Annotated in this window: 19 protein-coding genes and 1 tRNA gene; 15 read left to right on the top strand and 5 right to left on the bottom strand. The window is 69.3% G+C overall.

Features of this window, described 5'->3' with window-relative positions:
* Positions 1–7 precede the first annotated feature (7 nt).
* On the top strand, positions 8–409 hold the full coding sequence (locus RIA68_00855; GenBank protein ID MEQ8315979.1) for a YraN family protein: 402 nt from the start codon (positions 8–10) through the stop codon (positions 407–409).
* Here the strand turns inward: RIA68_00855 and RIA68_00850 are convergent.
* Positions 406–2130, bottom strand: a complete 1725-nt coding sequence (locus tag RIA68_00850; protein ID MEQ8315978.1) for an ATP-binding protein — start codon at positions 2128–2130, stop codon at positions 406–408. The genes RIA68_00855 and RIA68_00850 overlap by 4 nt on opposite strands.
* A gap of 52 nt (positions 2131–2182) precedes the next feature.
* Between RIA68_00850 and RIA68_00845 the strand changes: the two genes are divergently transcribed.
* The 7 genes from RIA68_00845 to RIA68_00815 all read left to right on the top strand — a co-directional run bounded on the left by RIA68_00845 (position 2183) and on the right by RIA68_00815 (position 15607).
* Positions 2183–3820, top strand: coding sequence for a MiaB/RimO family radical SAM methylthiotransferase (locus RIA68_00845; GenBank protein MEQ8315977.1), 1638 nt, complete (start codon positions 2183–2185; stop codon positions 3818–3820).
* Positions 3821–4010: 190 nt separating this feature from the next.
* Positions 4011–6548, top strand: a complete 2538-nt coding sequence (locus RIA68_00840; protein ID MEQ8315976.1) for a GC-type dockerin domain-anchored protein — start codon at positions 4011–4013, stop codon at positions 6546–6548.
* Positions 6549–6576: 28 nt separating this feature from the next.
* Positions 6577–9030, top strand: coding sequence for a GC-type dockerin domain-anchored protein (locus RIA68_00835; GenBank protein ID MEQ8315975.1), 2454 nt, complete (start codon positions 6577–6579; stop codon positions 9028–9030).
* A 135-nt stretch (positions 9031–9165) separates the two neighbouring features.
* On the top strand, positions 9166–11586 hold the full coding sequence (locus tag RIA68_00830; protein MEQ8315974.1) for a GC-type dockerin domain-anchored protein: 2421 nt from the start codon (positions 9166–9168) through the stop codon (positions 11584–11586).
* A gap of 542 nt (positions 11587–12128) precedes the next feature.
* Positions 12129–12839, top strand: a complete 711-nt coding sequence (locus RIA68_00825; GenBank protein ID MEQ8315973.1) for a hypothetical protein — start codon at positions 12129–12131, stop codon at positions 12837–12839.
* Between the two features lie 35 nt (positions 12840–12874).
* Entirely contained in the window at positions 12875–13996 is a 1122-nt protein-coding gene (locus tag RIA68_00820) for a ligase-associated DNA damage response exonuclease (GenBank protein MEQ8315972.1), read from the top strand.
* Positions 13997–15607 (top strand): ATP-dependent DNA ligase, encoded by a 1611-nt coding sequence (locus tag RIA68_00815; protein ID MEQ8315971.1) that lies wholly within the window; start codon positions 13997–13999, stop codon positions 15605–15607.
* Between the two features lies 1 nt (position 15608).
* Here the strand turns inward: RIA68_00815 and RIA68_00810 are convergent, their stop codons facing one another.
* Entirely contained in the window at positions 15609–15872 is a 264-nt protein-coding gene (locus tag RIA68_00810; protein MEQ8315970.1) for a hypothetical protein, read from the bottom strand.
* Between the two features lie 98 nt (positions 15873–15970).
* On the opposite strand from RIA68_00810, the gene RIA68_00805 reads away from it, so the two are divergent.
* Positions 15971–18115: a hypothetical protein gene (locus RIA68_00805; protein ID MEQ8315969.1), complete on the top strand. Its 2145-nt coding sequence runs from the start codon at positions 15971–15973 to the stop codon at positions 18113–18115.
* A gap of 10 nt (positions 18116–18125) precedes the next feature.
* On the opposite strand, the gene RIA68_00800 is transcribed toward RIA68_00805, so the two are convergent.
* A complete protein-coding gene (locus tag RIA68_00800; GenBank protein ID MEQ8315968.1) occupies positions 18126–18782 on the bottom strand; it encodes a cyclodeaminase/cyclohydrolase family protein in 657 nt (218 codons plus the stop codon).
* 73 nt (positions 18783–18855) lie between these two features.
* Here RIA68_00800 and RIA68_00795 point away from each other — a divergent pair, with 73 nt between their 5' ends.
* From RIA68_00795 to RIA68_00775, 5 genes are all read left to right on the top strand, one after another.
* Positions 18856–20322, top strand: a complete 1467-nt coding sequence (locus RIA68_00795; GenBank protein MEQ8315967.1) for a TIGR01777 family oxidoreductase — start codon at positions 18856–18858, stop codon at positions 20320–20322.
* 14 nt (positions 20323–20336) lie between these two features.
* A complete protein-coding gene (locus tag RIA68_00790) occupies positions 20337–21089 on the top strand; it encodes an SDR family oxidoreductase (GenBank protein ID MEQ8315966.1) in 753 nt (250 codons plus the stop codon).
* A gap of 155 nt (positions 21090–21244) precedes the next feature.
* Positions 21245–22258, top strand: a complete 1014-nt coding sequence (gene ilvE / locus RIA68_00785; protein MEQ8315965.1) for a branched-chain-amino-acid transaminase — start codon at positions 21245–21247, stop codon at positions 22256–22258.
* 178 nt (positions 22259–22436) lie between these two features.
* Complete coding sequence (gene rpsD / locus RIA68_00780) at positions 22437–23042, top strand: 30S ribosomal protein S4 (protein MEQ8315964.1); 606 nt, start codon at positions 22437–22439, stop codon at positions 23040–23042.
* Between the two features lie 75 nt (positions 23043–23117).
* Positions 23118–25193, top strand: coding sequence for a hypothetical protein (locus RIA68_00775; protein MEQ8315963.1), 2076 nt, complete (start codon positions 23118–23120; stop codon positions 25191–25193).
* A gap of 9 nt (positions 25194–25202) precedes the next feature.
* Here the strand turns inward: RIA68_00775 and truB are convergent, their stop codons facing one another.
* A complete protein-coding gene (gene truB, locus RIA68_00770) occupies positions 25203–25961 on the bottom strand; it encodes a tRNA pseudouridine(55) synthase TruB (protein ID MEQ8315962.1) in 759 nt (252 codons plus the stop codon).
* Between the two features lie 107 nt (positions 25962–26068).
* On the opposite strand from truB, the gene RIA68_00765 reads away from it, so the two are divergent.
* A tRNA-Ser gene (locus tag RIA68_00765) sits at positions 26069–26155 on the top strand.
* Positions 26156–26258: 103 nt separating this feature from the next.
* Here the strand turns inward: RIA68_00765 and RIA68_00760 are convergent.
* A complete protein-coding gene (locus RIA68_00760; GenBank protein ID MEQ8315961.1) occupies positions 26259–26696 on the bottom strand; it encodes an Rrf2 family transcriptional regulator in 438 nt (145 codons plus the stop codon).
* Positions 26697–26825 lie beyond the last annotated feature (129 nt).

Here is a 26825-nt window from a genome sequence, read left to right as displayed (position 1 = left end):
AAGCCGCGTGCGTGTGGGGCGACGCGATAAGCTGGGGCCGAAGGGCGAGCGAGCGGCCGCGCGTCACCTGCGCCGGCGGGGCTTTCGCGTCTTGGGCCGGAACCTAGAGACTCGATACGGCGAAGCCGACCTGCTGTGCGAAGCGCCCGACGGCTGCGTTGTCGTGGTCGAGGTGAAGGCCCGCCGTTTCCGCGTGAACGCGCCACCGCCCGAGGCGTCGGTCACCTTGGTCAAGCGGCAGCGGCTCGCTCGCATCCTGGAGCACCTCGTGCGTGCCAACGGCTGGGAGGGCCGGCCGCGGCGGATCGACGTCGTCGCGGTGGAGTTCGTGCCGCGGCGGTTGCTGGGTCCGCGCGCGGAAGTGCGGCACATCGAGAACGCGGTGCTCCGCGGCGGCGCGGCCCGCTAGGCCTCGCGGCTCGCGTCTTCCTGCGATGCGGGGACGGGGCTTGCCCAGTCCCGCCGGCCGGCCAATCGATCGCGGAATTGCGCCTCGGCGCGGCGTTCCTCGACGAGCTGGAGGTCGAGCCTCAGCGGCACGATCACGCTGAACATCGAGCCCCGGCCGACGTCCGAGACGAGTTGGATCTCGCACTGCAGCACGCCGGCGAGCTCGCGCGCGATGGCCAGGCCCAGCCCGGTTCCCGCGTGCTCGCGTGTCCGGCTCGCGTCGACCTGCGTGAACTTTTCGAAGACGCGTTCCTGGTCTTCCGGCGAGATGCCCGGGCCGTTGTCGATCACGCTGATGCGGACGCGGTCGACGCCGCTCACGTCGGACAACCGCTCGGCCCGCAGCTCGACACGCATCGGGCCGGTGGAGCCCGGGGCCCCGGTGAACTTCACGGCGTTGGACAGGAAGTTGAAGACCACCTGCTGGAGCTTCTTGGGATCGGTCTCGATGAGCGGCAGGTCGCGCTCGACGTGCTGGACGAGCTCGATCTGCCGGCGTTGGGCCAGCGGGTCCACCAAACCGACGAGCGTTTCGCAGAGCGCGGGCACGCTGACGGGCTGGACGTGCAGCTCGAACCGGCCGGCCTCGAGCTTGGCCATCTCGAGAAGGCCGTTGATCATCTCGAGGAGGTCTCGCCCGGCGGTGTGGATGTACTGCAAGTAACGCAGGCGCTTGGCGCGCTGCTCGGGCGTCTCGGCGACGCCCTGCTCGCTCGACTGGGCGATCTCGAGGAGCAACTCGGCGAAGCCGTTGATCGAATTCAGCGGCGTGCGCAGTTCGTGGCTCACGTTGGCCAGGAAGTCGCTCTTCAGGCGGTTGGCGTCGAAGAGGATCTTGTTGGCCTCGGCCAGCTCGCTTACGCGGCTTTCCAGGGCGCTGCCGGCGGCGCGGAGGCGCTGCTCGTTGGCCTGGAGCGCGATGAGCATGGCGTTGAAGGCATTGGCGAGCTCCTCGAACTCGTCGCGTGTGCCGACGTCCACGCGGTGGGCCAGGTCGCCCTCGCGCACGCGGTCGGCGGCGCGGCGGAGCACCTCGACGGGTTTCAGGATGATGCGGTGCAGCAGCAGGTAGAACAGCGTGACGGCGACGGCGAGCACGGCGGCACCGGCGTTGAGCAGGTAGATGGCGTTGACGGCCATCAGCCAGGCGGCGCCCTCGGCGGGGCGCTCGAGCGTGATGATGCCCTCGAGCTGGCCGGGGGTGGCGGGCTGCTCGGGGTCGGTCGAGGGAATGGACGGGCCGCGGATGGCGCGGGCGTAGCGCTCGGTGCGCTCGGTACGGGTGAGGATGCCCGACTCGTACCGCCAGCGATGATCGCGCAGCTCGGGGTTGGGCTGGCCCTCGCGGAGGAAGCGTTCGAGGGCGCGGCGGAGGAAGGGATCGTCCTCAGCATGCTGACGTGCGGACTCGACGGTGTGCCACGTGGCGACGATGCCCAGGCGGTCGGTGGCCTCGCCGGGCGGGGGCAGGTCTCCGCCGCCGGCGGCGCGCCAGCTGTCGACCTTCTGGCGGCTGAGCTGGAGCTCGCCGCTGGTGACGAGCGCGCTCATGCGCAGCCACGCCACGCCCAGGGCGATCACAATGATGAGCACCAGCGCGGCCCCGAAGAGGACCAGCGCCTTATCGGCCAGCGCGAGGCGGCGGATGCGATCGAAGATGGCGCCGGCCAGCTTGAACATGGGCGTGCCATGGTAGTTCGGACGGCGGGCGGGGCGCGTACGATGCCGGCCTATGCCCCGCGTGTACCTCGAGACCTTCGGCTGCCAGATGAACGAACTGGACAGCGAGCTGGTGGCCGGCCGACTGGCCCAGCTCGGCTATGCCATGACGCGCGAGGCCGACCAGGCCGACGTGTTGCTCTACAACACGTGCTCGGTGCGCGAGCAGGCCGAGCAAAAGGTGTGGAGCCGGCTGGGCGAGCTCAAGCGGACGAAGAAGACGCGGCCCGGCCTCGTCGTGGGCGTCCTGGGCTGCATGGCCGAGCGCGACGGCGCCGACCTGATGAAGCGGATGCCGGTGGTCGACGTGATGTGCGGGCCGGGCGAGCTCGACAAGCTGCCGGAGCTGCTGGACAACGCCGTGCGGACGCGGGCATCGCTGAACGGCGACCAATCGGCCTGCCAGGCAGCGCTGCAGGGCAACACGAGCCGCCGGAGCGCGACGCTGGCGGCGGCGGAAGACCAGCTCGAGTTGCTCGACCTGTCTCGGGCGATCTCGCCGGTGGATGCCGACGGCAGTCACCGCAGCGCGTACGTCCGCATCACCCGCGGCTGCAACAAGTTCTGCACGTACTGCGTGGTGCCGTTCACGCGCGGGGCCGAGATCCACCGCCCGCCAGAGCACATCATCGACGAGTGCAAGCGGCTGGCCGACGCGGGTGTCGTCGAGGTCACGCTGCTGGGCCAGACGGTGAACCACTACCGCTTCGAGCACGGGGCATCGGTGAGCGTTGGCGGGGTGACCCAGCCCCAGAAGGGCCGGACGTACAAGGGCAGCCACCATCGAGATGCCTTCGCGGGCGAGCGCGTGACGACCTTCGCCGACCTCTTGCACCAGATCCACGAGCAGGTGCCGGGCATCCAGCGATTGCGGTTCGTGACCAGCTACCCGCGCGACTTCGGCAACGACGTGCTCGAGGTCATGCGCGACAGCGAGCGCCTCTGCCGCTACCTGCACGTGCCCGCCCAGAGCGGCAGCGACACGGTGCTCAAGCGCATGAACCGTGGCTACACCGTGGGCGAGTACCTCGAGTTCCTCGATCGGGCCCGGCAGTTCCTGCACCAGCCGGAGATCGGCCGCCCGCTCATGCTCAGCGGCGACATCATCGTGGGCTTCCCGGGCGAGACCGACGAGGACTACGAGGGCACGGTGCGGCTCTTGGAGCAATCGCGCTACAAGAACTGCTTCATCTTCAAGTACTCGCCCCGGCCGGGCACGGTCGCGTACGACCGCATCCCCGACGACGTGCCCGATGCGGTGAAGCGCGAGCGGAACAACCACCTCTTGGCGGTGCAGGCGCGCATCGGCGAGGCCATCGGCCGCGAGCAGATCGGCCAGACGTTCGACGTGCTGGTCGAGGGCCTGAGCCAGAAGCAGCTCAAGAGTTCGGGCCTGACCAACGCGGCGCGCAAGCCGCGGACAATCGAGGTGACCATCGGCGGCTCGGCCGTCGCGACGGCGCCGGTCGTCGACGAGATCGAGTATGGCGAGGGCCCCGTGCAGGTCACCGGCCGCAGCGACGGCGACCTGATCATCCACTTCGACGCGCGCGACGCGGCGGAAGCCAGGGGCCTGATCGGCCGGATCGTGCCGGTGGAGGTGGTGTCGGCGAGTGGGTTGAGCCTGGGAGGGCGGATGGTCGGCGGGTGACCGAACACTCCGCTCCCGGACGTTCCAGAACACGTTCGACGCCTGGTGCCCATGGCCGTTCGTCTGCGACGCCGCATGTTCGAAGAAGTCAATTCTCGATCCGACCGCGATCGGGTATATTGACCACTTGCGCGGTGTGCCGGCTGGGGATTGGTCCCGGCACGGCGATCTGCGGCCGGGAGGGCTGGTGATGCGAGCAGGATCGATGCGTGGGGGTGCGTCGCTGGCGCTGGTGGGCCTGTTAGCCCTGCTGCTGGCCACCGATCGGTCGGCCGCGCAGGCGTGCGAGCCCAAATGGTCCGAAGCGTTCTTTCTGCCCGGGGCCGACCGGCCCGTGCGTGCGATGCTGGCTTTCGATGATGGCACCGGGCCCGCGGTGTACGTGGGCGGGCAGTTCACCGCGCTGGGCGGGGCCGCTGCGCGGAACATCGCGCGATACGACGGCCGCCAATGGTCGTCGCTTGGCTCGGGGGTCGACGACGACTTCGCCGCGGTGTACGACCTGGCGGTCTACGACGACGGGCGAGGCGAAGCGCTCTATGCCTGCGGCGGCTTCTCGAGCATCGGCGGCGAGCGCGTCAACTTCATCGCGCGCTGGGACGGCGAGCGCTGGGAAGCGCTGGGCGCCGGCCTGGGCGGCCTGGCCTACGCCATGGCGGTCTACGACGACGGCCGGGGCCCGGCGCTCTACGTGGGCGGGCGCTTCACCACCGCGGGCGGCGACGCCGCGAGCAACATCGCGCGGTGGGACGGCTCGGCGTGGGAAGCGCTCGCGGGCCCCGACGGCCAGGGTATCGACGGCGAAGTGCGCGACCTCGTGGTCTTCGACGATGGCGATGGGCCGGCGCTCTTCGCCACCGGCCGCTTCCTGCGCGCGGGCGGCCGCGCGGCCAACCGCATCGTGCGCTGGGACGGCGTCGACTTCCAGGGGCCCGGCAACGGGCTCAATGGCGACGGCGCCGCCCTGGCGGTCTTCGACGACGGCCGCGGTCCGGCGCTGTACGCGGGTGGCTCGTTCTGGCGGGCGGGGGTCATCGAGGCCGCGAACGTGGCCAAGTGGGACGGACGGCGGTGGTCGCCCCTGGCCGGTCCGGGCGGCCAGGGCGTGGGCGGCGGGCGCGAAGAGCCGGTCGTGGCCATGCACGCCCACGACGACGGCCGCGGCCCGGCGCTCTACGTCGTCGGTGAGCTCACGTCCGCCGGCGGCGAACTCGCCCGCGGCGTGGCCCGGTGGGAAGGCGATAGCTGGGAGGCCCTGGGCACGGGCCTGACCGGTTTCGGCTCGTATACGCGGGCCGATGCGCTGGCGAGCTTCGACCTTGGTGGGCGCCGCGTGCTGCTGGTGGGCGGCTTCTTCGAGGAGGCCGGCGGCGTGCGGGCCGCGAGCGTCGCGCAGTGGGACGGCGTTGGGTGGGGCCCGGCCCCGGGCCTCGACCGCGGCGCGGGCCTGCAACGCGAGGTCTGGGCCCTGGCGGCCGTCGAACTCGCGGACGGCGCCGCCCTGTTCGCCGGCGGCGAGTTCGAGTACGCCGGCGGCGTGGCGGCCAACCACATCGCGCGATGGGACGGAACGGCATGGTCGCCGCTGGGGATGGGCATGAACTCCAGCGTCTTCGCCATCGCCGGCTTCGACGACGGCGCCGGCCCGGCCCTGTTCGCCACGGGCCGCTTCGACGAGGCCGGCGGGCAGCGCGCCAACGCCATCGCGCGGTGGGACGGGGCCTCGTGGTCACCGCTCGGCGAGGGCCTGACGCGCGATCGCGGCCAGCGCGGCACGGGCCAGGCGCTGTCCGTGTTCGATGATGGCTCGGGACCGGCCCTGTACGTGGGCGGCGAGTTCATCAACGCAGGCGGCGTCCCCGCCAACAACATCGCGCGGTGGGATGGCGACGCCTGGGCGCCACTCGGCTCGGGGCTGAACGGCGGAGTGCTCGCCCTGGCGGTCTACGACGACGGGACCGGCCCGGCGCTGTACGCGGGCGGCGGCTTCACGGCCGCCGGCGGTGTGCAGGCGTTCTACCTGGCACGCTGGGACGGCACTTCGTGGACGCAGGTCGGCGGCGGCATGGAAAACCGCGTGCGCGGCCTGGCGGTCTACGACGACGGCCGGGGCGAGGCGTTGTACGCCATCGGCAGCTTCGACACCGCCGGCGGCCAACGGGGCCCAGGTGGGGGCTCCGGCTCGGGCGTGCCAGCCCGCTCCGTGGCACGCTGGGATGGGAGCACCTGGGAGCCGCTGGGCGATGGGCTGAGCTTCTCGGTGGCCCGCGTGCTGGCGGTCGCCGACGACGGCCGCGGCCAGGCCCTGTTCGCCGGTGGCGGCTTTGCCACCGCGGGCGGGGTGCCGGCCAGCGGCATCGCCCGCTGGGACGGCCTGCGCTGGACCGGGCTCGTCGGCCCCGCGGGCGACGCGGGCGTGGGCGGCCGGCCGGTGCCCGCGGTCGGCGCGCTGGCGGCCTTCGACGACGGCCATGGCCCGGCCCTGTTCGCCGGCGGCGAGTTCACCACCGCGGGCGGCCTGGCGTCGTCCAACATCGCCCGCTGGGGCTGCGTCGAGCCGTGCCGGACCGACCTGGACGCCGACGGCCGGCTGACGGTCTTCGACTTCCTGGCCTTCATCAACCTCTACCGCGTTGGCGATCCGCAAGCCGACTTCGATGGCGACGGCGAGCTGACCGTCATGGATTTCCTGGCGTTCCAGGACGCGTTCGACGCCGGGTGCGACTGAAGCACGGACCAATGTACGGAGGACAGGCATGAAGCACGCACTTCAAGCAGATCGTTGGCGTACGCCGGCCCGGTGGATCGCGGCGTTCGTAGCCATGCTTGTGGCTATGCCGCTGGTGGCCCAGGACTGCGAGCCGGGCTACGTCGATGGCTTGTTCTGTCCGCCGGGAGCGAGCGGACTCGTCTACGAGGCGGTCACGTTCGATGACGGGTCCGGGCCGGCCTTGTACCTCGTGGGAGACTTTCTTTCCGTGGGGTGCAGCGACGGTCGTTACTTCGCCCGCTGGGACGGCGCCACGCTGCAATCGGTCGACAACGAGATGAACAACCGACCGTTCTGTGCGGTCGTGCATGATGATGGCTCCGGGCCTGCGCTCTACGTTGGCGGCTCCTTCACGACGGCCGGGGGCATCGACACGGGGAACATCGCGCGGTGGGATGGCCAGACCTGGTCCGCCGTTGGCGAGGGCGTTCGCGGCTGGGTGAACACGCTCAAGAGCCTCGATGGGCCCGAGGGCCCGGTGCTGTACGCGGGCGGGAGCTTCACCTCGGCCGGCGGCAAGCCGATCCGAAACGCGGCCGCCTGGAACGGCAGCAACTGGCAGGACGTTGGTGCCGAGTTCGACCGAGCCGTATACGACTTCGAGGTCTACGACCACGGCGAAGGGCCTGTGCTCTACGCGGCCGGCTGGTTCCGGACGGTCGACGGGCGACCCATCCCCGGCATCGCAAGCTGGGACGGCGCGGCGTGGTCGCAGGTGGGCGACGGGCTGGACACAACGAACGTCCTGGACATCGCCATTTTCGATGACGGCAGCGGGCCGAAGCTCTGGGCCGGCGGGTTCATCTACGAGGCGGGCGGCGAGCAGGCTTCCCACGTGGCCATCTGGGACGGTGCGGCATGGTCGACGCCCAGCGGCACGGCTGGACCAAACAGCCTGGTTCGCGGCTTCGTGCCCTTCGACGACGGGAACGGCCCGCACATGTACGTCACCGGTGACTTCACCTCTGTCGACGGCATCCGGAGTTTCAAGATCGCTCGCTGGGACGGCACCCAGTGGCTGGGCGTCGAACACGGCGTGCAATCAACCACGCCCTACCCCCACACCGTCGTCGGTGGCGTCGTCCACGACGATGGCCAAGGGCCAGCCCTGTACGCCTACGGCTCCTTTCGCGAGGCGGGTCGGCGATGGGACGGCGACCTGCCCGGGGACCGACCCGTGGGTGCATACTCGATCGCCCGTTGGAAAGAGGGGCAGTGGTCGGCGCTCGGGGGTGGACCCAACGACTCCGTGGTGTCGATGGTCGTCCACGGCGAGGGTGCCGACGCGGTGGTCTACATCGGCGGCAGCTTCGAATCCGCTGGCGGGATCGCCTCGATGAGCGTTGCCATGTGGGATGGCCAGCGGTTCGTTTCGCTCGACGGCGGCGTGCATGCGGGTGGCACGGTCCGCATCTCCCGGGTGTACGACATGACCATGTTCGATGCCGGCGACGGGCCGCAACTGCACGTCGCCGGCGAGTTTGGCTCGGCAAGCGGCCGGGAGACCCTTCGCGTCGCACGATGGGACGGTGATCAATGGCACCCCGTCGGCGAGGGATTCGATGACACCGTCTACGCCCTGGAAGTGTTCGACGACGGGAGCGGGCCGACGCTGTTTGCCGGGGGCGAGTTCGATCGCTCGGGCGCCGAGTTCCTCGGCCCGTTGGCCCGTTGGGACGGAGCCGCCTGGCGACGCACCGAGGGCTCGATCAATCGAAGGGTGTTCGATCTCCTGGCCGCCGAAGACGGCCGGGGCCCGGCACTGTTCGTGGGCGGAGACTTCGACCGCGTCGACGGCCGCGTCGCGCGGCGGATCGCACGATGGGACGGAACGAGCTGGGACACGATGCAGACGGGCGTCGACGAGCGCTTGTTCGCGCTCGCTGCCACCGATATCGGCGGCCAGCCGGTCGTCGTCGCCAGCGGATTCTTCCAGGAAGCCGGCGGCGTCGCGACGCGGTACGTCGCGAGCTGGGATGGCGCGGGCTGGAGCGATATGGGCGTGCCCGATGGTTCGGTGGTGCCGTATGACTTCGCAGAATTGGACCGGGGCGACGGCCGACGGCTCTACGCCAGCGCGAACGACGGCAGGCTACTGGCCTGGGACGGTATCGCATGGGAGATCGCGGGCGAGGCCCCGCGCATCTCGGTCGGCGCGATGGCGGGCATCCAGACCGGGCCCCACGCGGGCCTGTACTTCGGGGGCACCCTCGACTCGGTCGCCTCGCTGCAGATCTCGAACATGGCCTACCAGCGGCTCTGCCCGGCGGACTGCCGTGCCGACCTCGATGGCGACGGCGTGCTCACCATCTTCGACTTCCTCGCATTCCAGAACCTCTTCCAGGATGGTGACCTCGCCGCCGACTTTGATGGCGACGGCTCGCTGACGATCTTCGACTTCCTGGCGTTCCAGAACGCGTTCGCGGCGGGGTGTCCGTGAAGCCGCGTGCCTATGGCGGGACATTCTGAGGATTCGTTTCCGGATCTGCCCGCGATCGGGTACATTGACTCGTTGCACGGCGTGCCGGCTGGGGATTGGTCCCGGCACGGTTGTTCGCGGCCGGGAGGATTGGTGATGCGAGCAGGATCGATGCGTGGGGGTGTGGTGCCGGTGGTCTTGGGGCTGCTGGCGGTGGTGTTGGGTGGGCAGCGGGCGGTTGGGCAGCCGTGCGAGCCGGAGTGGGCCGAGGGGGTGTTCGGGGTTCGCGGCGTGAACGACCCCATCCTTGCCATGACCACCTGGAACGACGGGAGTGGTGAGGCTCTGTACGTCGGGGGCCAGTTTACCACCGCCGGTGGCCAGCCAGACGCAAGGCGGATCGCTCGCTGGGACGGCTCGAGTTGGTCGCCTGTGGGCACGGGGATGAGCAGCACGGTCCGGTCCCTTGCGGTCTTCGACGACGGCACGGGGGAGGCCCTTTACGCGGGCGGCAGCTTCATCCACGCCGGCGAGGTCCGCGTTAGTTTCATCGCCCGATGGGATGGCTCGGCATGGGCACCTGTCGGCACCGGCGTGGATGGTTCGGTTTCGACGCTGATCGTCTTCGACGATGGGACCGGACCGGCGCTCTATGCCGGCGGGAACTTCACCACCGCCGGCGGCGTGTCGGCCAACGGCATCGCTCGCTGGGACGGCTCGGCGTGGTCGCCGCTCGGAGAGGGGCTCGGCGCACGATTCGGAAACGCGCACGTGCAGAGCCTGCTCGCCTTCGACAATGGCAGCGATCCAGCACTTTACGTGGGCGGCAACTTCAACTTCGCGGGCGGGCTCGACGCCAACCACATCGCACGCTGGGATGGCTCGACCTGGTCGACGCTTGGCAGCGGCATGAACCACGTGGTCCCCGCGCTGGCGATCTTCGACGATGGCGGTGGCCCGGACCTGTACGCCGGCGGTACTTTTACGAGGGCCGGCGGCGTCGACGCCACCCGGATCGCCCGATGGGACGGCTCGGCGTGGTCGTCGGTGGACACCGAGATGGATGGCGCGGTCGCCGCACTGTCGGTCTTCGACGACGGCGAAGGGCCGGCCCTGTACGCCGGTGGCGTGTTTACCACCGCGGGCGGCCGTCAGGCCAACGGGCTGGCCCGTTGGAATGGAGCGACGTGGATCGGCATCCCCGGGGGTGTCGCCGGCGGCGTCGACCCGGGCATCGCGGCCTTGCAAGCCTACGACGATGGCGACGGTCTGCAACTGTACGCCGGCGGCGCCTTTACCACCGCCGCCGGCGTGCGGACCAACTGGATCACCCGCTGGGACGGCTCGGCATTGTCGCCCGTCGGTTCGGGAATGGACCTGCGGGTGTACGCCCTGGCGTCGTTCGACGACGGCGCGGGCCGGGCCCTGTACGCGGGCGGCTGGTTCACCACCGCCGGCGCCGTGGAAGCGAGCCGGGTCGCCCGCTGGGATGGCTCGGCGTGGGAACCGCTTGCGGGCGGATTGAGCAGCACGGTTTCGGCGCTGGCAGGCTTCGACGACGGCACGGGCCCGGCTATCTACGCCGGAGGCTCGTTCACCGCCGCCCCCGGCGGCCCGCGCGTCTTCCATATTGCGCGGTGGGACGGCTCGGCCTGGTCGCCGGTTGGGTCGGGGACCAACGCAGGGGTGGGTGAACTGCTGGCCTACGACGACGGCGCCGGGTCGGCGCTCTACGCGGCAGGGTCCTTTACGTTCGCCGGCGACACGCGTGTCAACTACATCGCCCGATGGGATGGTTCGGCGTGGACGCCGCTGGGCACGGGGATGAACGACGGCGTTGGCAGCCTGGCGATCTTCGACGACGGCACGGGCCCTGCGCTGTACGCCGGTGGAGGTTTCACCACCGCTGGGGGCGTGGGCGCCAGCCGCGTGGCCCGGTGGGATGGGCAGGACTGGACGCCCCTGGGCGCCGGGGTGAACGGCGCGGTCTACGACCTCGCCGTGTTCGACGATGGTACGGGGCCAGCGCTCTACGCCGCGGGCAACTTCACGACGGCCGGGGGCGTGGAAGCCAACCGCATCGCGCGGTGGGACGGTCTGGAGTGGACGCCACTGGGGCCGGGCGTCGACAACAGGATCTTCGCCCTCTCGGTCTTCGACGATGGCTCGGGCCCGGCCCTGTATGCCGCGGGAAACTTTACCACCGCTGGCGGCGTGGAAGCAAACCACATCGCGCGGTGGGACGGGGGCGCTTGGACCCCACTGGCGACGGGGACGAGCGACACCGTCAACGCCCTGGTAGTCTTCGATGATGGCGCGGGCCCTGCGCTGATCGCGGGCGGGGCGTTCGTCACCGCCGGCGGCGTGGGCTCTGGCTACCTCGCACGCTGGGGCTGCCCGACCACCCCCTGCCCCGCCGACCTCGACGCCGACGGCGAACTCACGCTCTTCGACTTCCTGGCCTACCAAAACCTCTTCGCCGCCGGCGACCCGGCCGCCGACTTCGATGGCGATGGAAGCCTGACGCTGTTCGACTTCCTGGCCTTCCAGAACGCCTTCGACGCGGGGTGCCCGTAAGCGTCGAAGGCTTGGACAGGCGTTTCCTTCGCTCGCGAAGCGGCTCCTCAGCCTCCCGGAACCCCTCCGAAGCCCGCCGGAGCGGTCCATCTCGCGTGCTGAGCCGTGTGCACGGCCTCCAGAATCCCTCCGACGCCTCAAGGAGCGACGCGCGTGGCCTTCGGGGCCGCTTTGGCGGCACGCGGCGGGGCTTTGGAGGCCTGCGGAGCCGTTCCGAAGGCCGCAAGAGCCCCGGACCTGGCCGTCCCGCTGCGCGGCGACCGTGCCTCGGCGGCCGGAGAAGCCGCCCCATCGCGTGGGGCACGTTCTTTTCGGGGTGGGGCGCTGTCGCTTCGGCCCGAGGCCCGGCGGCCTAATTTCGGGGCCCGGTCGCCCGATCGCGGGGCCCGGTGGCCGCCGGTGGGCCCACGGTGGCCCCTGGCGGGGGCGCGGTGCCCGGTGGGCGAATCGAGCCGGGCTGGAGTGAGGCCGAGAACCGGCCGATGGTGCTCCTGGTCATCGACCGAGAACCCCAATCGAGAAGCCAGACCGGGAGCCACGACATGCCGCGCCGAGCCGACAAGGCCCAGAAGTCGTTCCTGAACCAGATGCAACGCGTGCGCGACCACTGGGCCAAGGCCGACCCCTCTTCCTTCGGCCTGAGCGACGCCCAGGTCCAGCGGTTCGGCCGCGAGTACGAGGAGGCGATGGCGGCCCACGCCCGCGTGCAGCAGCTGCGCTTCGAGCTCGCCGGCGCCGTTCGGGCCAACCGGGCTGCCATCGGCGGCTTGCGGCGGACCTTCGGCGGGCTGAGCTCGATGATCGACGGGCTGGCGCGGGCCTCGCGCGATCCGGAGGTGTACCTCCGGGCGGGCATCGAGAAGCCCGACCGCAAGGGACCCCTGCCCAGGCCCGCGGCCCCGACGAGGCTCAAGATCAGGCCCAAGACCTACGGCGAGCTGGAGCTGACCTTCGCCATCGATGACGACGGCCGCGGAAACCTGGTGTACGAAGTCCGCCGCCGCTGCCAGCCGATCGAGGGCGAGGCATCGCCGTGGGAGCCGGTGGCGGTCACGCCCAAGCGCAAGATCGTCGACGACAACGTGCCCAGCGGTCTGCGCAGCATTAGCTACCAGGTGCGGGCGCTGCGGACCAACGGGAAGACGGGCGAGTGGTCGGACGAGCGGACGTTCCCGTTCGGGACGAATGCGATGGGCAAGACCGGTTCGAGCGTCGAGGCCAGGCCGTTGGGCGTCGTCGCCAAGTCGGCATGAGCGCGCTGCGGTCGGCTCGGGCGATAGCCTGAGGCATGGCCGATCGGAACACCCCGCCGCCGCTCGTCACCGCCGCCCCCGGTGGGCTGGCGGTCGACGTCGGCGGGCGTGAACCCCTGGCCATGATCGACCCCTGGCGGCCCGCGCCGCTGGCGATCATCACGCATGCGCACGCGGACCACGCGTTTCGAGGGAGCGAGAAGTACCTGTGCTCGAAGCCGGGCGTGGGCGTCTTGCAGACGCGCATGGGCAAGGACGCGGTGATCGAGGGGCACGCGTACGGCGAGCCGTTCCGGGTCGAGGGCGGGGTCGAGGGCGAGGGTGGCGCGGTCGAGGTGACGTTCTTCCCGGCCGGGCACGTGCTGGGGTCGGCGCAGGTGCGGCTGCGGGTGATCGAGAGCGATCAGCCGGCCGACGAGCGCACGTGGGGCGTGACGGGCGATTGCAACTTCACGGCTCGGCCAGAAGATCCCAACCCGACGTGCGCGCGATTCGAGCCGGTCGCGAGCGACGTGCTGCTGATCGAGAGCACGTTCGGGCTGCCGATCTATCGGTGGCCGGATCCGCGCGAGGAATTCGCGAAGCTCAACGACTGGTGGAAGTCCAACGCCGCCAACGGGCGCACGAGCATCGTGATGGCGTACGGGCTCGGGAAGGCCCAGCGGGTGCTCGCCGGGCTGGACCCGAGCATCGGGCCGATCGGCGTGCATGGGGCGATCGAGAAGCTGATCCCGGACTACGAGGCCGAGGGGATCGAGCTGCCCGAGGTGGTGCATACGACGCAGAAGGCGCGCAAGGGCCTGCGTGGCGTGGCGATGATCATCGCGCCGCCGGGGATCCTCGGTTCGCCATGGCTGCGGAGCTTTGGCTCGACGCGCACGAGCATGGCCAGCGGCTTCATGGTGGTGCGCGGGCGGCGGCGGTGGCGGTCGTTCGATCATGGCTGCGTGATCAGCGACCACGCGGACTGGCCGGGGCTCTTGGGCATCGTCGAGGCAAGCGGTGCGAAGTCGGTCGGCGTGACGCACGGGGCGAGCGAGCCGCTGGCGCGGTACCTCGCCGAGACGCGGGGGCTGGACACGTTCGTCGTGCCGACGCGGTACCGGGGCGAGGCGGAGGAAGAGGTCGCGAGCAACAGTGAAGGCGAGGGCGACTGAATGCGCGCCTTCACCGAGTTTTACGACGCGATCGACGCGACGACCGCGACCAGCGAGAAGCTGGCGGCGATGGCGGCGTACTTCAAGAGCGCAAGCCCCAGCGACGCGGCGATCGCGGCGTATTTCCTGAGCGGCCAGCGGGTGCTGCGGACGGTGCCGACGAAGCTGCTGTACGAGATGACGCTGGAGATCACCGGGCTGCCGGGCTGGCTGGTCGATGCGAGCTACGCGTCGGTCGGCGACTTCAGCGAGACCATCGCGCTGCTCCTGCCCGATCCTGGACGGGGCAGCGATGCGTCGCTTACGGAGATCTACGAGTCTTCCATCGTGCCGCTGGCGACCAGCGACGATGCTGCACGCAGGGCGATCATCCTCGACGCGTGGCGCGAGATGGACGCCCGGCAGCGGTACGTGTACCAGAAGCTGATCCGAGGCGGGCTGCGCGTGGGCGTGCAGAAGAAGATGGTCGTGCGCGCCATCGCCATGGCGCACGACCTTGAGCCGGCCATCGTCGCGGCGCGCATGAGCGGGCGCATGGACCCGACGGCCCAGTGGTACGAGTCGGTCACGAGCGAGGACGCGGGCGAGGACATCGCCCGGCCGCTGCCGTTTTACTTGGCTCACCAGTTGGATGACAAGCCAAAAGACACCCTGGGCGATCGCAGCGCGTGGCTGGCCGAGTGGAAGTACGACGGCATCCGGGCCCAGCTCATCGTGCCCCACGACGGCCCGCCCATGCTCTGGTCGCGCGGCGAGGAGGACGTGGGCGAGCAGTTTCCCGAGATCCTGGTCGCGGCTCGTCATCTGCCGGGAGGGACGGTGCTCGACGGCGAGGTGCTGGGCTGGGAGGGCGACCGGCCCGCGCCGTTCGCGTTCCTGCAGACGCGGCTGAATCGCAAGGCGAAGACAGCGGGCCAGCTCCCGATGTTCGACGAGCGCCGCATCGTGCTGCGGGCCTTCGACGTGCTGCGGTTCGATGGGCACGACGTGCGCGGCTCGACGCTGCGCGAGCGGCGCAACATCCTGGCCTATCTCGACCTGCCCGCCCCCACCATCGACTCGACCGTGTCGGTGGACGAGCCGACGTGGGAGGATCTGGCATCGCTCCGCGAGCAGAGCCGCGAGCGGCGGGTCGAGGGGCTGATGCTCAAGCACCTCGATGGCGTGTACGGCATCGGCCGCACCAAGCCCGAGGGCGGCACCGGCTGGTGGAAGTGGAAGATCGGGCCCATGACCCTCGACGCCGTGCTCGTGATGGCCCAGCACGGCAGCGGACGAAGGGCGGGGCTGTACACCGACTACACCTTCGCGCTGTGGCACGAGGGCGAGCTGGTGAACTTCGCCAAGGCGTACAGCGGTCTGACGAACGAGGAGATCGAACGCGTCGACAACTGGATCCGCCGCAACACGGTCCGTCGGGCCGGACCCGTGCGCGAGGTGAAGCCGGTGCAGGTCTTCGAGCTCGGGTTCGAGGGCGTGCAGGTCTCGACCAGGCACAAGAGCGGGCTGGCGGTGCGGTTTCCGAGGATCTTGAAGTGGCGGGAGGACAAGAAGGCGGAGGAAGCGGATCAACTCCAGGCATTGCGACGGCTCGCGGAGAGCCAGGAGTAAGTCAGCCGTCGATCTTCCGCAAGTGCCACCAGCCGTCGTAGGCCATGCCGATGCCGCCGAGCAAGGTTGCGGCCGCGACCAACCACAGCGGCGGAATGAAGAGGTCGGCCGCGCTGACACCGCTCTCGTTCAGCAACGTCAGGACGTGCTCGCCGTAGTACATCACCAGGAACAACGGCGTATAGAGGAGCACGAGCTCGATGCCGAACTCGAGGCGGTAGACCGCTTCGCCACGCGGCGTGTCTCTGCGGATTGGCCGGAACATCGCAGAAGGTTACGGCTGTCGGTTGCGGGTCGTTTCGGGGACCTCCTAGCCGGATAGCATGGCGACCCGTCTTTGCAGGCCACCCAGTTGGCTTGCCGATGGCCCTGCGGCACCAGGAGACGCTCATGGCCCCCTATTCGCCGACTGATTCGCCCGCCGGTAGCCAGCAGACCGAGGCCAGCGGGGCCGAGGGAGAGCCGGGAGCCCCCGGCCACGCCCGCTACCCGCGTGTCCGGACGCCCGAGGAGGTGTTCGTCTCGCCGCGCGTGGTCGATCGGGTGGCCTTCGAGGACTACGCCCAGGCGCTCCGAAAGCTGCTTGCCGCCGCGACGACCGAGGGCGAGCACCTGCGGCGGACCGCCGTGGACGCCAGCCGGAGCCTGCGGGCCATCGGCGAGGTGCTTCCCGCCGTCGACAAGAAGCTGGCCAAGGCCGGCGAGATGCTCAGCACGCTCACGCAGCGGCTGGAGAGCGCCGAGTCGACGGCCAAGCGGGCCGAGGCGGCGGCCGAGCGGGCCGTGACGGCCGAGCGCCGCATCAAGGAGATGGACGACCGGGCCCGCCAGCGGATCTTCGAGGCCGGGACGGCGGCCGTGGACGAGGCGATCGCACGGGTCGAGGAGGTCGCCGAGAAGCGGGCCAACGAACTGGACGATCGTGGCGAGACGCTCACGACGTTCGTCGATCGCGGACGGGCCGACCTGGCCGAGGCGCGGGCCAAGGCGGTCGAGGCCTTGCAGCGGGTCGCCGAGAACGCCAAGAGCGAGGCAGACGCCGGGCTTCGGGCCGTGCAGGATCGAGCCGACGAGGCCCAGCGGGCGATCGCCCAAGAGCACTCGACCGCGGCCCATGAGATCGGGCAGGCCCGCAACGACTCGGTCGAGGCGATTGGCAGCGAGCGCAAGGCGGCCGAGGCCGCGATGGCCGAGCGGATCGAGGGGCTGAGCCAGCGGCTGGCGTCGCTCATCGAGGACGCCGAGGGCCGGCTGGCCCAGGTTATTGCCACGAGCGATGCCCAGGCCGGCGAGCGTGTTGACGAAGTGGGCGAGCGGATCGAGCGTGAGATCGCGCCCAAGCTGGCCGAGGCCGAGGCGAACGCCGACGCCGTGCTGGACCGCGTCGACCAGATCGACACCAAGGCCCGCGGCGTGTTCGAGCTCGACCTGGACGGCATCGAGTCGCTATGCGAGCGCGCGGAAGCACTGATCGAGTCGACCGGCGCCGGATCGTCCAAGCCAGCGGATGGAACGCTGGCGGCCGTCGCGGCCCAGGCCATGGCGGCGATGGAGCAGATGGACGACGTGGCGACCGCCGGCGAGCGGGCGCGTCGGCAGGCCGAGGAGAGCCGCAAGGCACTGAGCGAGTCGATCGAGAGCGCGGGGCTGTGGCTTGATCGGCTCGTCGAGCAGCGCGACGGCCTGCAGCAGTCGATCTCTCTGGCAACCAAGCTCTGCGAGCAGGCCGAGGGGCAGCTCAGCCAGCGGCGTGCAGAACTCGACGAGGCGATGCGCGCGCCGGCGACCGAGGTCAAGCGGCATCTGGACACGCTCAAGACCGCTTCCGAGGAGGCCGAAGCCAAGCGTGCGGCGTTGGCCGATCTGATCGAAGAGTCGGAGAAGCGGGCCGAGAAGAGGGCCAACGCCGCGGCTGACAAGGCGGCCGACAAGGCGATCCACAAGGCCAAGATCGAGAGCGAGAAGCTCGACGCCAAGGCGACGCAGGCGCGCCAGGCCCTCGACCAGGCTTGGAAGACGCTCGAGACAAGGCTCAAGGGCGAGCTGAAGGAGAGCCTGACGGCGCTGAGCGCCGAGGCCAAGCGTGCCGAGCGAGCGCGTCTCGGGCTGCGGGAAGACATCGAGGCTGCGCGGCAGGTCGAGAAGGAGACGCGGGCGGCCATCAGCAAGCCGGCGGCACCCAGCAGCGTCGATCAACTGAACAAGCTCGCCAACTTGATGCAGGACCTGGCCGAGCGGACGTCGGGCAAGAAGCCGGCGGTCGCCAAGGCGACGCCAGCCGCCCCGGAAGCGGCATCGGCGCCGACGAACGCAGTCGCAGCAGCATCGATCACGAAGAAGTCGACGAAGAAGGTCTCCAAGAAGGCGACGGCAAGCCCGGCAACCGCGACGGTGACCAAGAAGGCGGCGCCGAAGAAGCCGGCCTCGAAGAAGGCGACCACCAAGAAGGCAACCACCAAGAAGCCCGCTACCAAGAAGGCTCCTGCGAGGAAGAAGGCCGGCCGCTAGTCGTCCTGCGCTAGTCGTCGATCAGGGCCTCGACCGATCGCAGCAGGTTCTTCGCTCGTTCGATGGCCTGGAGGCTCGTGGCCTGTGCGTCGCGCTCGGCCTCGGGTGAGACGGCGCTGCCGAGCGTCGGCGCGTTGACCTCGATGTTGCAGTCGCTGGCGCGGACGGCGGCTTCGGCCAAGATCGCAGCAATCTTGAGATCGCTCAGCAGGTACTCGTTGGCGATGGGCGCGAGCTCCTCGAATCCTTCGAGCAGACTCAGGCAGATGCGCTGCACGTCCAAGGGGATATCGATGCACCGCTTGGCGGCGGCGCCGAGCTTCTCGATGCGTTCTGGATCGTCGGGGTCGAGTCGCTGCAGCGCGTTGAGTTCGGCGTAGGCAGCCGCGTCGGCATCGGCCAGCTCGAGCAGCTTGCAGCTCGCGGCGGCACAGCGGTCGCCGACGACGGCGTGGGCCGGCGCGTGGCGCGTCAGGCTCTTCTTGTCCCGGCTATAGGCAATGACCATGCCAGCCAGAGCGGCGCTTAGGGCACCCACGGCCCCGACGACCGCCCCACCGCCGGGGGCTGGCGTCTTCTCAGCGATCGCCGAGAGCAGGTCGCCGACCGATTGCGAACCGATTCGGGCGTTGCCGGTTTCCGTAGCGGTACTAGGTGAGTTGGCCATGCAGCACTCTACTCACCCTGACACGGACCCACTCGCTGGCCTTGGGCGAGCGGGGCGGGGATCATGCTGACGGATGAAGTCCTTCCATGCCAGTTCGACCATGCCCTGCGACGCCCGGACGCTCTACGAGTGGCACGCCAACGCCGGGGCGCTGGAGCGACTGACGCCGCCCTGGCAACGCGTGACGATTGCCGAACGGAAGCGTGGGAAGGATCACCCACGCATCGGCAACGATGCGATCGCCCGGCTGATGATCGGCCTCGGGCCCGTGAGCATGCCCTGGGTGGCCGAGCACTTCGACCACGATCCGCCGCACGGCTTCAGCGACCGACAGCTTAGCGGTCCGTTCGGGAGCTGGACACACCGACACGAATTCAGCGACGAAGGCAATGGCCGCAGCCGGCTCGATGACCGGATCGAGTACGAGGCTCCGGCTGGGTTTCTCGGCTCGGTGCTACTCGGTGGCAAGCTGGCGGCCGATCTGGGTCGGCTGTTCTGGTTCCGGCACGAACGAACGCGTGCGGACCTTGCCCGGCACGTACGATCGGCCGAACGACTGACCATCGCGATCGCTGGCTCAAGCGGCATGATCGGCTCGGCGCTTGCCGCGTTCCTGTCGACTGGCGGCCACAAGGTGATCCGCCTCGTGCGTGGACGGGCCGAACCCGACCCGATCGACGGCATCGCGCAACGCCACTGGGATCCGGCAGCCTCGGAGATTTCCCCCTTCACGCTGTCCGGCGTCGACGTCGTCATCAACCTTTGTGGCGAGAACATCGCCGACGGGCGCTGGACGGACAAGCGCAAGGAACAGCTCTGCCGCAGCCGCGTGCAGCCCACGTCGCTGCTCGCCAAGACGATGGCCTCGCTGCCGGCGTCGGAGCGACCGAAGGTGTTGATCAATGCCTCGGGGGTGCACGCATACGGAGACCGAGGCGACGAGCCGCTGACCGAAGACGCGGGATGGGGCGACGGCTTCCTCGCCGATCTCGTGCGAGCCTGGGAAGCCGCCGCCCGGCCGGCCGAGTCCGCGGGCGTCCGCGTGGTCTTCGCCCGCTTCGGCATGGTGCTGGGCTCGGGCGGGGGCGCTCTGAAGGCCCTGATGACGCCGACGAAGTTCGGCCTGGGCGGACCCATCGGCACCGGCCGCCAGTGGTGGCCTTGGATCGGTCTCGACGACGCGATCGGCGCCGTGCTCCACGCCATCGAGAACGACGGACTCGCGGGCGCCGTCAACGTCTGCGCACCCGACGCAGCGACGGCGAACGACGTCAGCAGTGCCATCGCCGAGGCGGCTCGCCGTCCAGCCATACTCGGCCTACCGGCGGGAGCCGCTCGAATGGCCCTCGGCGAGGAGATGGCCGGCGACATGCTGCTCGCCTCGACGCGGGCCGAGCCGACCAGGCTCGGAGAAGCCGGCTTCCGGTGGATGCATCCGACGCTTCTCGATGCGGTGGGCTGGGAGCTCGGCGTCCGCCGCCTCATGGAACGCTCGCCGAGCGAAGATGGCCCCATCGGGGCGCTACAGGAACCTGCCTAACCAAGGAGGCACGCATGGGACACCAAGATCGAGCATACCTGTTGATCGGCGGAGCTGGCGGTGTCGGCAGCGCGCTAGCGAAGCGGCTGATCGAAGCTGGAGCGAAGCTGACGATCGCCGGTCGCGACGCCGACAAGGCCAAGGCACTTGCCGATGAACTCGGCGCACAGGCTCTCGACTCGCTCGACGCGCGCGACACCGGCGCGGTGGATACGGCCGTGAAGGCGGCGGCCGAGCACCACGGGCGGCTCGACGGCGCCGTGAACCTGCCGGGCACCATCATGCTCAAGCCCGCGCACCTGACCTCGCCCGACGAGCTGCGCGAGGCGATCGAAGTGAACCTCTACACAGCCTTCAACCTCGTCCGCAGCGCGAGCCAGGTGATGCGCAGGGGCGGAGGCTCCATCGTGCTGATGTCGTCGGCGGCGGCCACGAGCGGCCTTCCGAATCACGAGGCAATCGCCTCAGCCAAGGCGGCGGTCATCGGGCTTGCGCGGTCGGCGGCGGCGACGTACGCGTCCAACGGCGTGCGCGTCAACGCGGTCGCTCCGGGCATGGTCCGCTCGCCGCTGAGCGAGCCGATCCTCGAGAACGAGATGGCCGAGAAGGCGTCGACGGCGATGCACCCGCTGGGCAGGCTGGGCCAGCCCGGGGACGCTGCGAGCGGCATTGCTTGGCTGCTCGACGCGGAGCAGGAATGGGTGAGCGGCACGGTGCTCGAGATCGACGGCGGGCTGGCGAACCTGCGTGGACGAGTCAAGGTCTAGCGTCGTTCAACCACACGCTCCCTCGACGTTGATAGGGTTATGCCCGGGTCGTGACCCCAGGGTCGATGACCCTCGCTAGACTGCGCCGGCACAATCGCCCCGCTGAGGGCCTAACGCAAGGACGGACCCACTTGGCCGATCACGGAGATAAGACCATGACCCAGATGCGAACCCCGCCGAAGCCGAATCCGACGGCTCCCGGCGCCGTTCACGGAAGCCCGTCCGACCAGGACCGGCCGATGGTCTACGTCAACGGGGACCTGGTCCCCAAGAGCCAGGCCAAGGTCAGCGTGTTCGACCATGGGCTGCTGTACGGCGACGGCGTGTTCGAGGGCATCCGCGTCTACAACGGCAAGATCTTCATGCTTGGCCAGCACATGGACCGCCTGTGGGCCAGCGCGGAGATGATCTATCTCGACATCGGCATCTCGCGCGAGGAGATGATCGACGTCCAGCGTCGTTGCATCGAGGCCAACGGCATCGTCAACGGCTACATCCGCCTGCTCGTTACGCGCGGCGAGGGCACGCTGGGGCTGAACCCCTACCTGTGCCCGCAAGCCGGCGTCATCTGCATCGCCGATCAGATCCGGCTCTATCCCGAGTCGATGTACGAGTCTGGCATGCGGGTGGTCGTCGCGCATCGGCCGCGCATCGGCGTCAAGAGCCTCGACCCACGCATCAAGAGCCTCAACTACCTCAACAACATCCTGGCCAAGTGCGAGGCCATCCACCTCACCAGGGACCTGAAAATCACCAACGAGCAGGACAAGCTGCTCGAGGTCATCATGCTCAACCCCGAGGGCAAGGTGGCCGAGGGCTCGGGCGACAACATCTTCGTGATCAAGGACGGTGCCATCACCACGCCGCCGGTCGAGGACGGGTGCCTGAGCGGCATCACCCGCCGGTTCGTGATCGACCGCTTGGCCCCGCAGTGCGATCTCAAGGTCCAGACCAAGCACATCACGCTGCAGGACATCTTCGACGCCGACGAGGTCTTCATGACCGGGTCGGCCGCCGAGATCATCGCCGTTCGCGAGGTGCTCGAGCACGATGGCCAGGGCGGCATCAAGGCCACCCACGCCATCAGCGATGGCGAGGGGCCGATCACGAACACCCTCCGCACGACCTTCCGCCAGATCGTGATTAGCGACGACGTGCCCGAGGACTGACGCCGGCTGCTCGGCCTGTTGATTCCGATCATCGTTCGGCCTTGAATAGGCCTCGAAAACCGGGCCCAGCGTGGGCCGGATCAGTTCAATAGCCGGCCCGCAGTCGCGGTCGCCGGCCTGATCGCCGGGCGTTTGGCCCGGCACCCGTTGGGATTCCCAGCGGGACGGAGAACAGCAGATGGCCAACTACACCGGACCGAAGGTCCGCCTGAGCCGCCGCGTCGGTGTTCCGATCGAGGCGGTCGAGAAGCACACCAGCAACGAGCGCGTCCGCCAGCCGCCCGGCATCCACGGCTTCCGTGGCCGCCGCCCGCGCGACTACGGCATCCGCCTGACCGAGAAGCAGAAGCTTCGGTTCCACTACAACGTGGGCGAGAAGCAGTTCCGCCGCTTCGTGAAGGAGGCCAAGCGCCTCCCCGGTAACTCGGGCGACATGCTCCTGGTGCTGCTCGAGACGCGGCTGGACAACGTGATCCGCCGCATGGGCATCGCCCGCACCATCTGGGCGGCGCGTCAGATCGTCGCGCACGGCCACGTGATGGTGAACGGACGCAAGACTGACCGCCCCAGCTTCCACGTGAAGCCGGGCATGGAGATCTCCATCAAGGAGAAGACCCACAAGCTCTGCCGCGAGAACATGGAGAGCATGCCGGGCCACGAGGTTCCGGGGTGGATCAGCTTCAACCCCAGCGAGCTCAAGGCAAAGGTCGTGGCGGCTCCGAAGGCCGACGAGGTTCCGTTCCGCGTGAACACGAACCTGGTTATCGAGTTCTATCGCTTCTAAGGCCGGTGCGAGCCGGGGCGGGTCGGTCCGCCGGCGCCCGGTAGCGGCAGGGTCCACGGGCCTCGGACGGGCGGCATGCTCAAGTTCCTGCGCAAGTACAGCAAGTGGATGATGATCGTCTTCGGCGCGTTGTTGCTGGTGGCGTTCACTGCGCCCCAGGCCATCCAACAGCTCGGCAACCGCATGGTGAACCGCGAAGTCGCCACCCTCGACGGGTCGTCGCTGAAGGTCACCGACGTGCAGCAGGCCGAGCGGCAGCATGCGCTCGTGCAAGATCGACTGCCGCCCCAGTACATGCCCGCCATCGAACGCGACGAGGTTGGTCTTCACTGGTACATGCTCCGGCGAGAAGCCGAGCAGGCCGGGCTCATCGGCGTGGCGGGCGACGGCGCGCTGTGGGTCGAGGACTTTGCCGCCCAGGCTGCGCAGCAGCAGCTCTTGCGCGAGCTTTCTCAGTCCTTCGGCCCGTCCGCGCAGTCGATCTTGAGCCAGGTGTGGGGTTCCATGCCGGCCGACGAGCGGCAACAACGCATCGACCTTGCGTCCGCGTTCCTGACCCGTCCGCCGCCGAACGTCTCGGAGCGCGAGTACCACGAGGCGCTCAGCGTCGCCCGCGGCATCCACCGCCTGACGGCCGGCTATTTCGAGAGCGCTCCCTTAAGCGATGCCCGGGCCCTGCGCGACGCGGCCAACCGCCAACGGCAGGCCTCCGTCGAGGCGTTCTGGTTCGACAGCCGGAAACTCGTGATCGACTACCCCGGCATCGTCGGCGAGCCGACCGAGGCCCAACTCCAAGAGCACTTCGAGCGTTTTGCCTCGACCCCGCTCGGAGGAGGCGAGCAGGGTGGTGAGTTCGGCATCGGCTACACGCTCCCCGAACGACTGAAGATCGAGTACCTCCGACTCGACCGTGAGGCCATCGAAGCAAACATCACGCCCGATCCGCTCGAGGTTCGCAAGCGTTACCAGGCGATGGTGCGCGAGATGGAAGCCGACGGCCAGGAGCCCGACGCCTTTGCCGACGCGCGAACCGACATCGAGGATGCCGTGCGTCGCGAGATCGCCGACGAGGTCATCAGAGCCGCCCAGCAGGCCTTCGTGGGCGCGATGGGCGAGTCGACGCGTTCGCTCGAGTCCGACGGACCGTACAAGCGGTTGCCCGACGACTTCGATAGCCAGCGACCGAGCTTCGAGGCCGTCGCGCAGCAGATGGTCGATTCGGTCGGGCTGTCGCGCTTCCCCGAGGCCGAGGACGGCTCGGTGGTCCTGCCGATGCCCGAGGTCGTGCGGCCCGACTCGTGGCTGTGGCCTGCGGAGATGATGGCGCTCGAGGGCTTCGGCCGGGCTCAGATCAACATCGGCTCGACGCGGGCTCCGGTGGCCCAGGTCTTGTTCGCGGTGCGCGAGCTCCGACCCGAGCTCGGCGCACGGCTGGCGATCCAGAAGGGACTCCCGGTCACCGATATTCCGGCGACCGACTTCGCGGGCAATGTCTACTTCTACACCGTGCTCGACGTCCGGAGCGAATCGCGTCCGGACAGCATCGACGAGATCCGCGGCCGCGTGATCGAGGACTGGAAGGCGCTCCGGCTGTTCGAACGATTGCAGGCGCAGGCCGAAGCGATCGGTCAGACGGCCGCCGAGGGCGGACTGACTGCTGCGGCAATCGAGCTGGCGGGCACGCTGGCGGGCGACGTCGAAGCGCCCGACCTGCAGACGGTCCGCGTCACGCCCATGGACGTGACCACGCCCATGGGCTTCCGGCAGGCGCCGGCGGTGCCGTCGCTGAACGCCGAGGTGTTCCGCGACGCGGTGATGGGCGTGTACGACTCGCTCGATCCGCTCGTTGACATCGAGCAAACGCCCCGCGCAGCCAGAACCGTGAGCGTGCCGATCGCGGCGACGCTCACGCTGGGCGTCGGCACGGTCGAGAGCATCACGCCGCTGACGACGGAAATGTATCGCATGCAGGCCGACTTCCTCGACTTCATGATCCGCCGCGACGAACTCGTCGATACGGTCCGCACGGTCAATCCCTTCTCGTTCGATGCGATGGCCCAGCGGTTGAACCTTCGGGTCGTCGGCCGCGAGAGCGAGACACCGGCCCAGGCGGTCGAAGACATCGGCGATGAGCCCGGCGAACAGGGCTGAGCCCGCGGGCTAGCCGGCTTCGTCGATCCACACATCGACCGGAAGCAGGTCGGCCTGCGTGAGCGACTCGGGCAGCGCGTCGAGCTCGGTGGCCCGATCAATCGAGAAGCTCCCGACGGCCGTTCGCCGCAGCGCGTCGAGCGTCCCTCCCGTCCCGAGCGCCGTTCCCAGATCGCGCGCCAGGCTGCGGATGTAGACGCCCTTCCCACAGCATACGTCGAGCTGGACGTATGGCCACTCGTATGCCAGCACATCGATCGACTCGATGACGACACGCCGTGGCTCGAGCTCGACGGCCTTGCCCTTGCGCGCCAGTGCGTAGGCGCGCTGGCCGCCGACCTTCATGGCGCTGAAGGCGGGCGGACGCTGGAGCGTCTCTCCGACGAAGCCCGCTGCCGCGGTACAGACGGCGTCCAGGCTCGGGGGCGTCGGGACGGCCACCTCGGTCCGCTCGCCCTCTCGATCATCGGTCGTGGAGAATGCCGAAAGGTCGACCCTGGCTTCGTATCGCTTGGCGCCGGCCATGACTCGGTTGCACATCGGCGTCGCCTTGCCACAGAGGATGACCAGGACCCCGCTTGCCAGCGGGTCGAGGGTGCCGCCGTGACCGACCTTCACTCGCTTGGGAGCACCGCCGCGTCGGAGCGCCGCACGGACGCGCGCACAAGCTGCCATCGAGCTCGGACCAACCGGCTTGTCGATGATCAGGAGACCACGGATCAGCGGTGGCGTCGGTGCGTCGGATTGTCGGGCCGGACCCTCTGGCATGCCGTGATGATTGGCCGGCCCGAGCTTTCGAGGAGGAGCGCCCGGCGGCCACATCGGCCCTATCCTGTTGCCCGCTCGCGGCCGGCTGAGAGCCTGGCAGCGACCCTGGAGAGGTGGCTGAGCGGTTTAAGGCGCACGATTGGAATTCGTGTGGGGGTTTACGCCCCTCGGGGGTTCGAATCCCCCCCTCTCCGTTTACGAAGCCGAGTTCGCCGGAGCAGCACACTTCGAAGGCATGGTGCGTGCAATTGGGCTGCTCGGTCTGCTTGGCTCTGCCGCAGTTTCGAGCAAGCCTCATCAAGGGCGCTCACGTCCCCCGATCGAGATTCCCAAGGGCACGATTGGCTGCGCCATGACGTTCGCGAGTGTCAGTCGACCGAGGGTTGCCTCGGCATCTGCAGCGACGTCATCCATCGCCTTGTGGAGGGGGCAGAGTTCCCGTTCGTGCTCACGCAGGCCGAGGGGGCACTCTCGAATCCGCTGGATGGGCTCGATGCACTGGACCACGTCGAGGAGCGTGATCTCCGATGGCTCGCGTGCCAGAACGAAGCCTCCGGTGGGCCCCCGCTGGCTGATGGCGAGGCCACCCTCGACGAGCAACTGCAGCACTCGAGATGCGTAGCGGACCGGCGTCTGGGTCGCTTCGGCCACTCGGCCGGCCGTCTGGACATCGCCGTGGCGCTCGCTGAGGTAGACCGCGGCTCGCAGCGCGTACTCCGTTGTCATGCTGAACATGGAGCGGGCCTCCTGCCGGACTCCCCGGGCGTCACGGGCCTTGGAGTTGGGTGCAGTCTATCCCGATGGCGAGCTTAAAAGTAGTAATCTATAAAAATATAGACATATCGCTTGATTCCTCCGATACGT

The sequence above is a fragment of the Phycisphaerales bacterium genome, assembly GCA_040217175.1.
Taxonomy (GTDB): Bacteria; Planctomycetota; Phycisphaerae; order Phycisphaerales; family UBA1924; genus JAHCJI01.
The sequence above is the reverse complement of the archived record's forward strand: the minus strand, read 5'-3'. Positions and strand labels throughout refer to the sequence as shown.

Coding starts and splice junctions, on each gene's coding strand:
- RIA68_00850 (MEQ8315978.1), bottom strand. CDS start 2,130: ATGTTCAAGCTGGCCGGCGCCATCTTCGATCGCATCCGCCGCCTCGCG.
- RIA68_00845 (MEQ8315977.1), top strand. CDS start 2,183: ATGCCCCGCGTGTACCTCGAGACCTTCGGCTGCCAGATGAACGAACTG.
- RIA68_00840 (MEQ8315976.1), top strand. CDS start 4,011: ATGCGAGCAGGATCGATGCGTGGGGGTGCGTCGCTGGCGCTGGTGGGC.
- RIA68_00835 (MEQ8315975.1), top strand. CDS start 6,577: ATGAAGCACGCACTTCAAGCAGATCGTTGGCGTACGCCGGCCCGGTGG.
- RIA68_00830 (MEQ8315974.1), top strand. CDS start 9,166: ATGCGAGCAGGATCGATGCGTGGGGGTGTGGTGCCGGTGGTCTTGGGG.
- RIA68_00825 (MEQ8315973.1), top strand. CDS start 12,129: ATGCCGCGCCGAGCCGACAAGGCCCAGAAGTCGTTCCTGAACCAGATG.
- RIA68_00820 (MEQ8315972.1), top strand. CDS start 12,875: ATGGCCGATCGGAACACCCCGCCGCCGCTCGTCACCGCCGCCCCCGGT.
- RIA68_00815 (MEQ8315971.1), top strand. CDS start 13,997: ATGCGCGCCTTCACCGAGTTTTACGACGCGATCGACGCGACGACCGCG.
- RIA68_00810 (MEQ8315970.1), bottom strand. CDS start 15,872: ATGTTCCGGCCAATCCGCAGAGACACGCCGCGTGGCGAAGCGGTCTAC.
- RIA68_00805 (MEQ8315969.1), top strand. CDS start 15,971: ATGGCCCTGCGGCACCAGGAGACGCTCATGGCCCCCTATTCGCCGACT.
- RIA68_00800 (MEQ8315968.1), bottom strand. CDS start 18,782: ATGGCCAACTCACCTAGTACCGCTACGGAAACCGGCAACGCCCGAATC.
- RIA68_00795 (MEQ8315967.1), top strand. CDS start 18,856: ATGAAGTCCTTCCATGCCAGTTCGACCATGCCCTGCGACGCCCGGACG.
- RIA68_00790 (MEQ8315966.1), top strand. CDS start 20,337: ATGGGACACCAAGATCGAGCATACCTGTTGATCGGCGGAGCTGGCGGT.
- ilvE (MEQ8315965.1), top strand. CDS start 21,245: ATGACCCAGATGCGAACCCCGCCGAAGCCGAATCCGACGGCTCCCGGC.
- rpsD (MEQ8315964.1), top strand. CDS start 22,437: ATGGCCAACTACACCGGACCGAAGGTCCGCCTGAGCCGCCGCGTCGGT.
- RIA68_00775 (MEQ8315963.1), top strand. CDS start 23,118: ATGCTCAAGTTCCTGCGCAAGTACAGCAAGTGGATGATGATCGTCTTC.
- truB (MEQ8315962.1), bottom strand. CDS start 25,961: ATGCCAGAGGGTCCGGCCCGACAATCCGACGCACCGACGCCACCGCTG.
- RIA68_00760 (MEQ8315961.1), bottom strand. CDS start 26,696: ATGTTCAGCATGACAACGGAGTACGCGCTGCGAGCCGCGGTCTACCTC.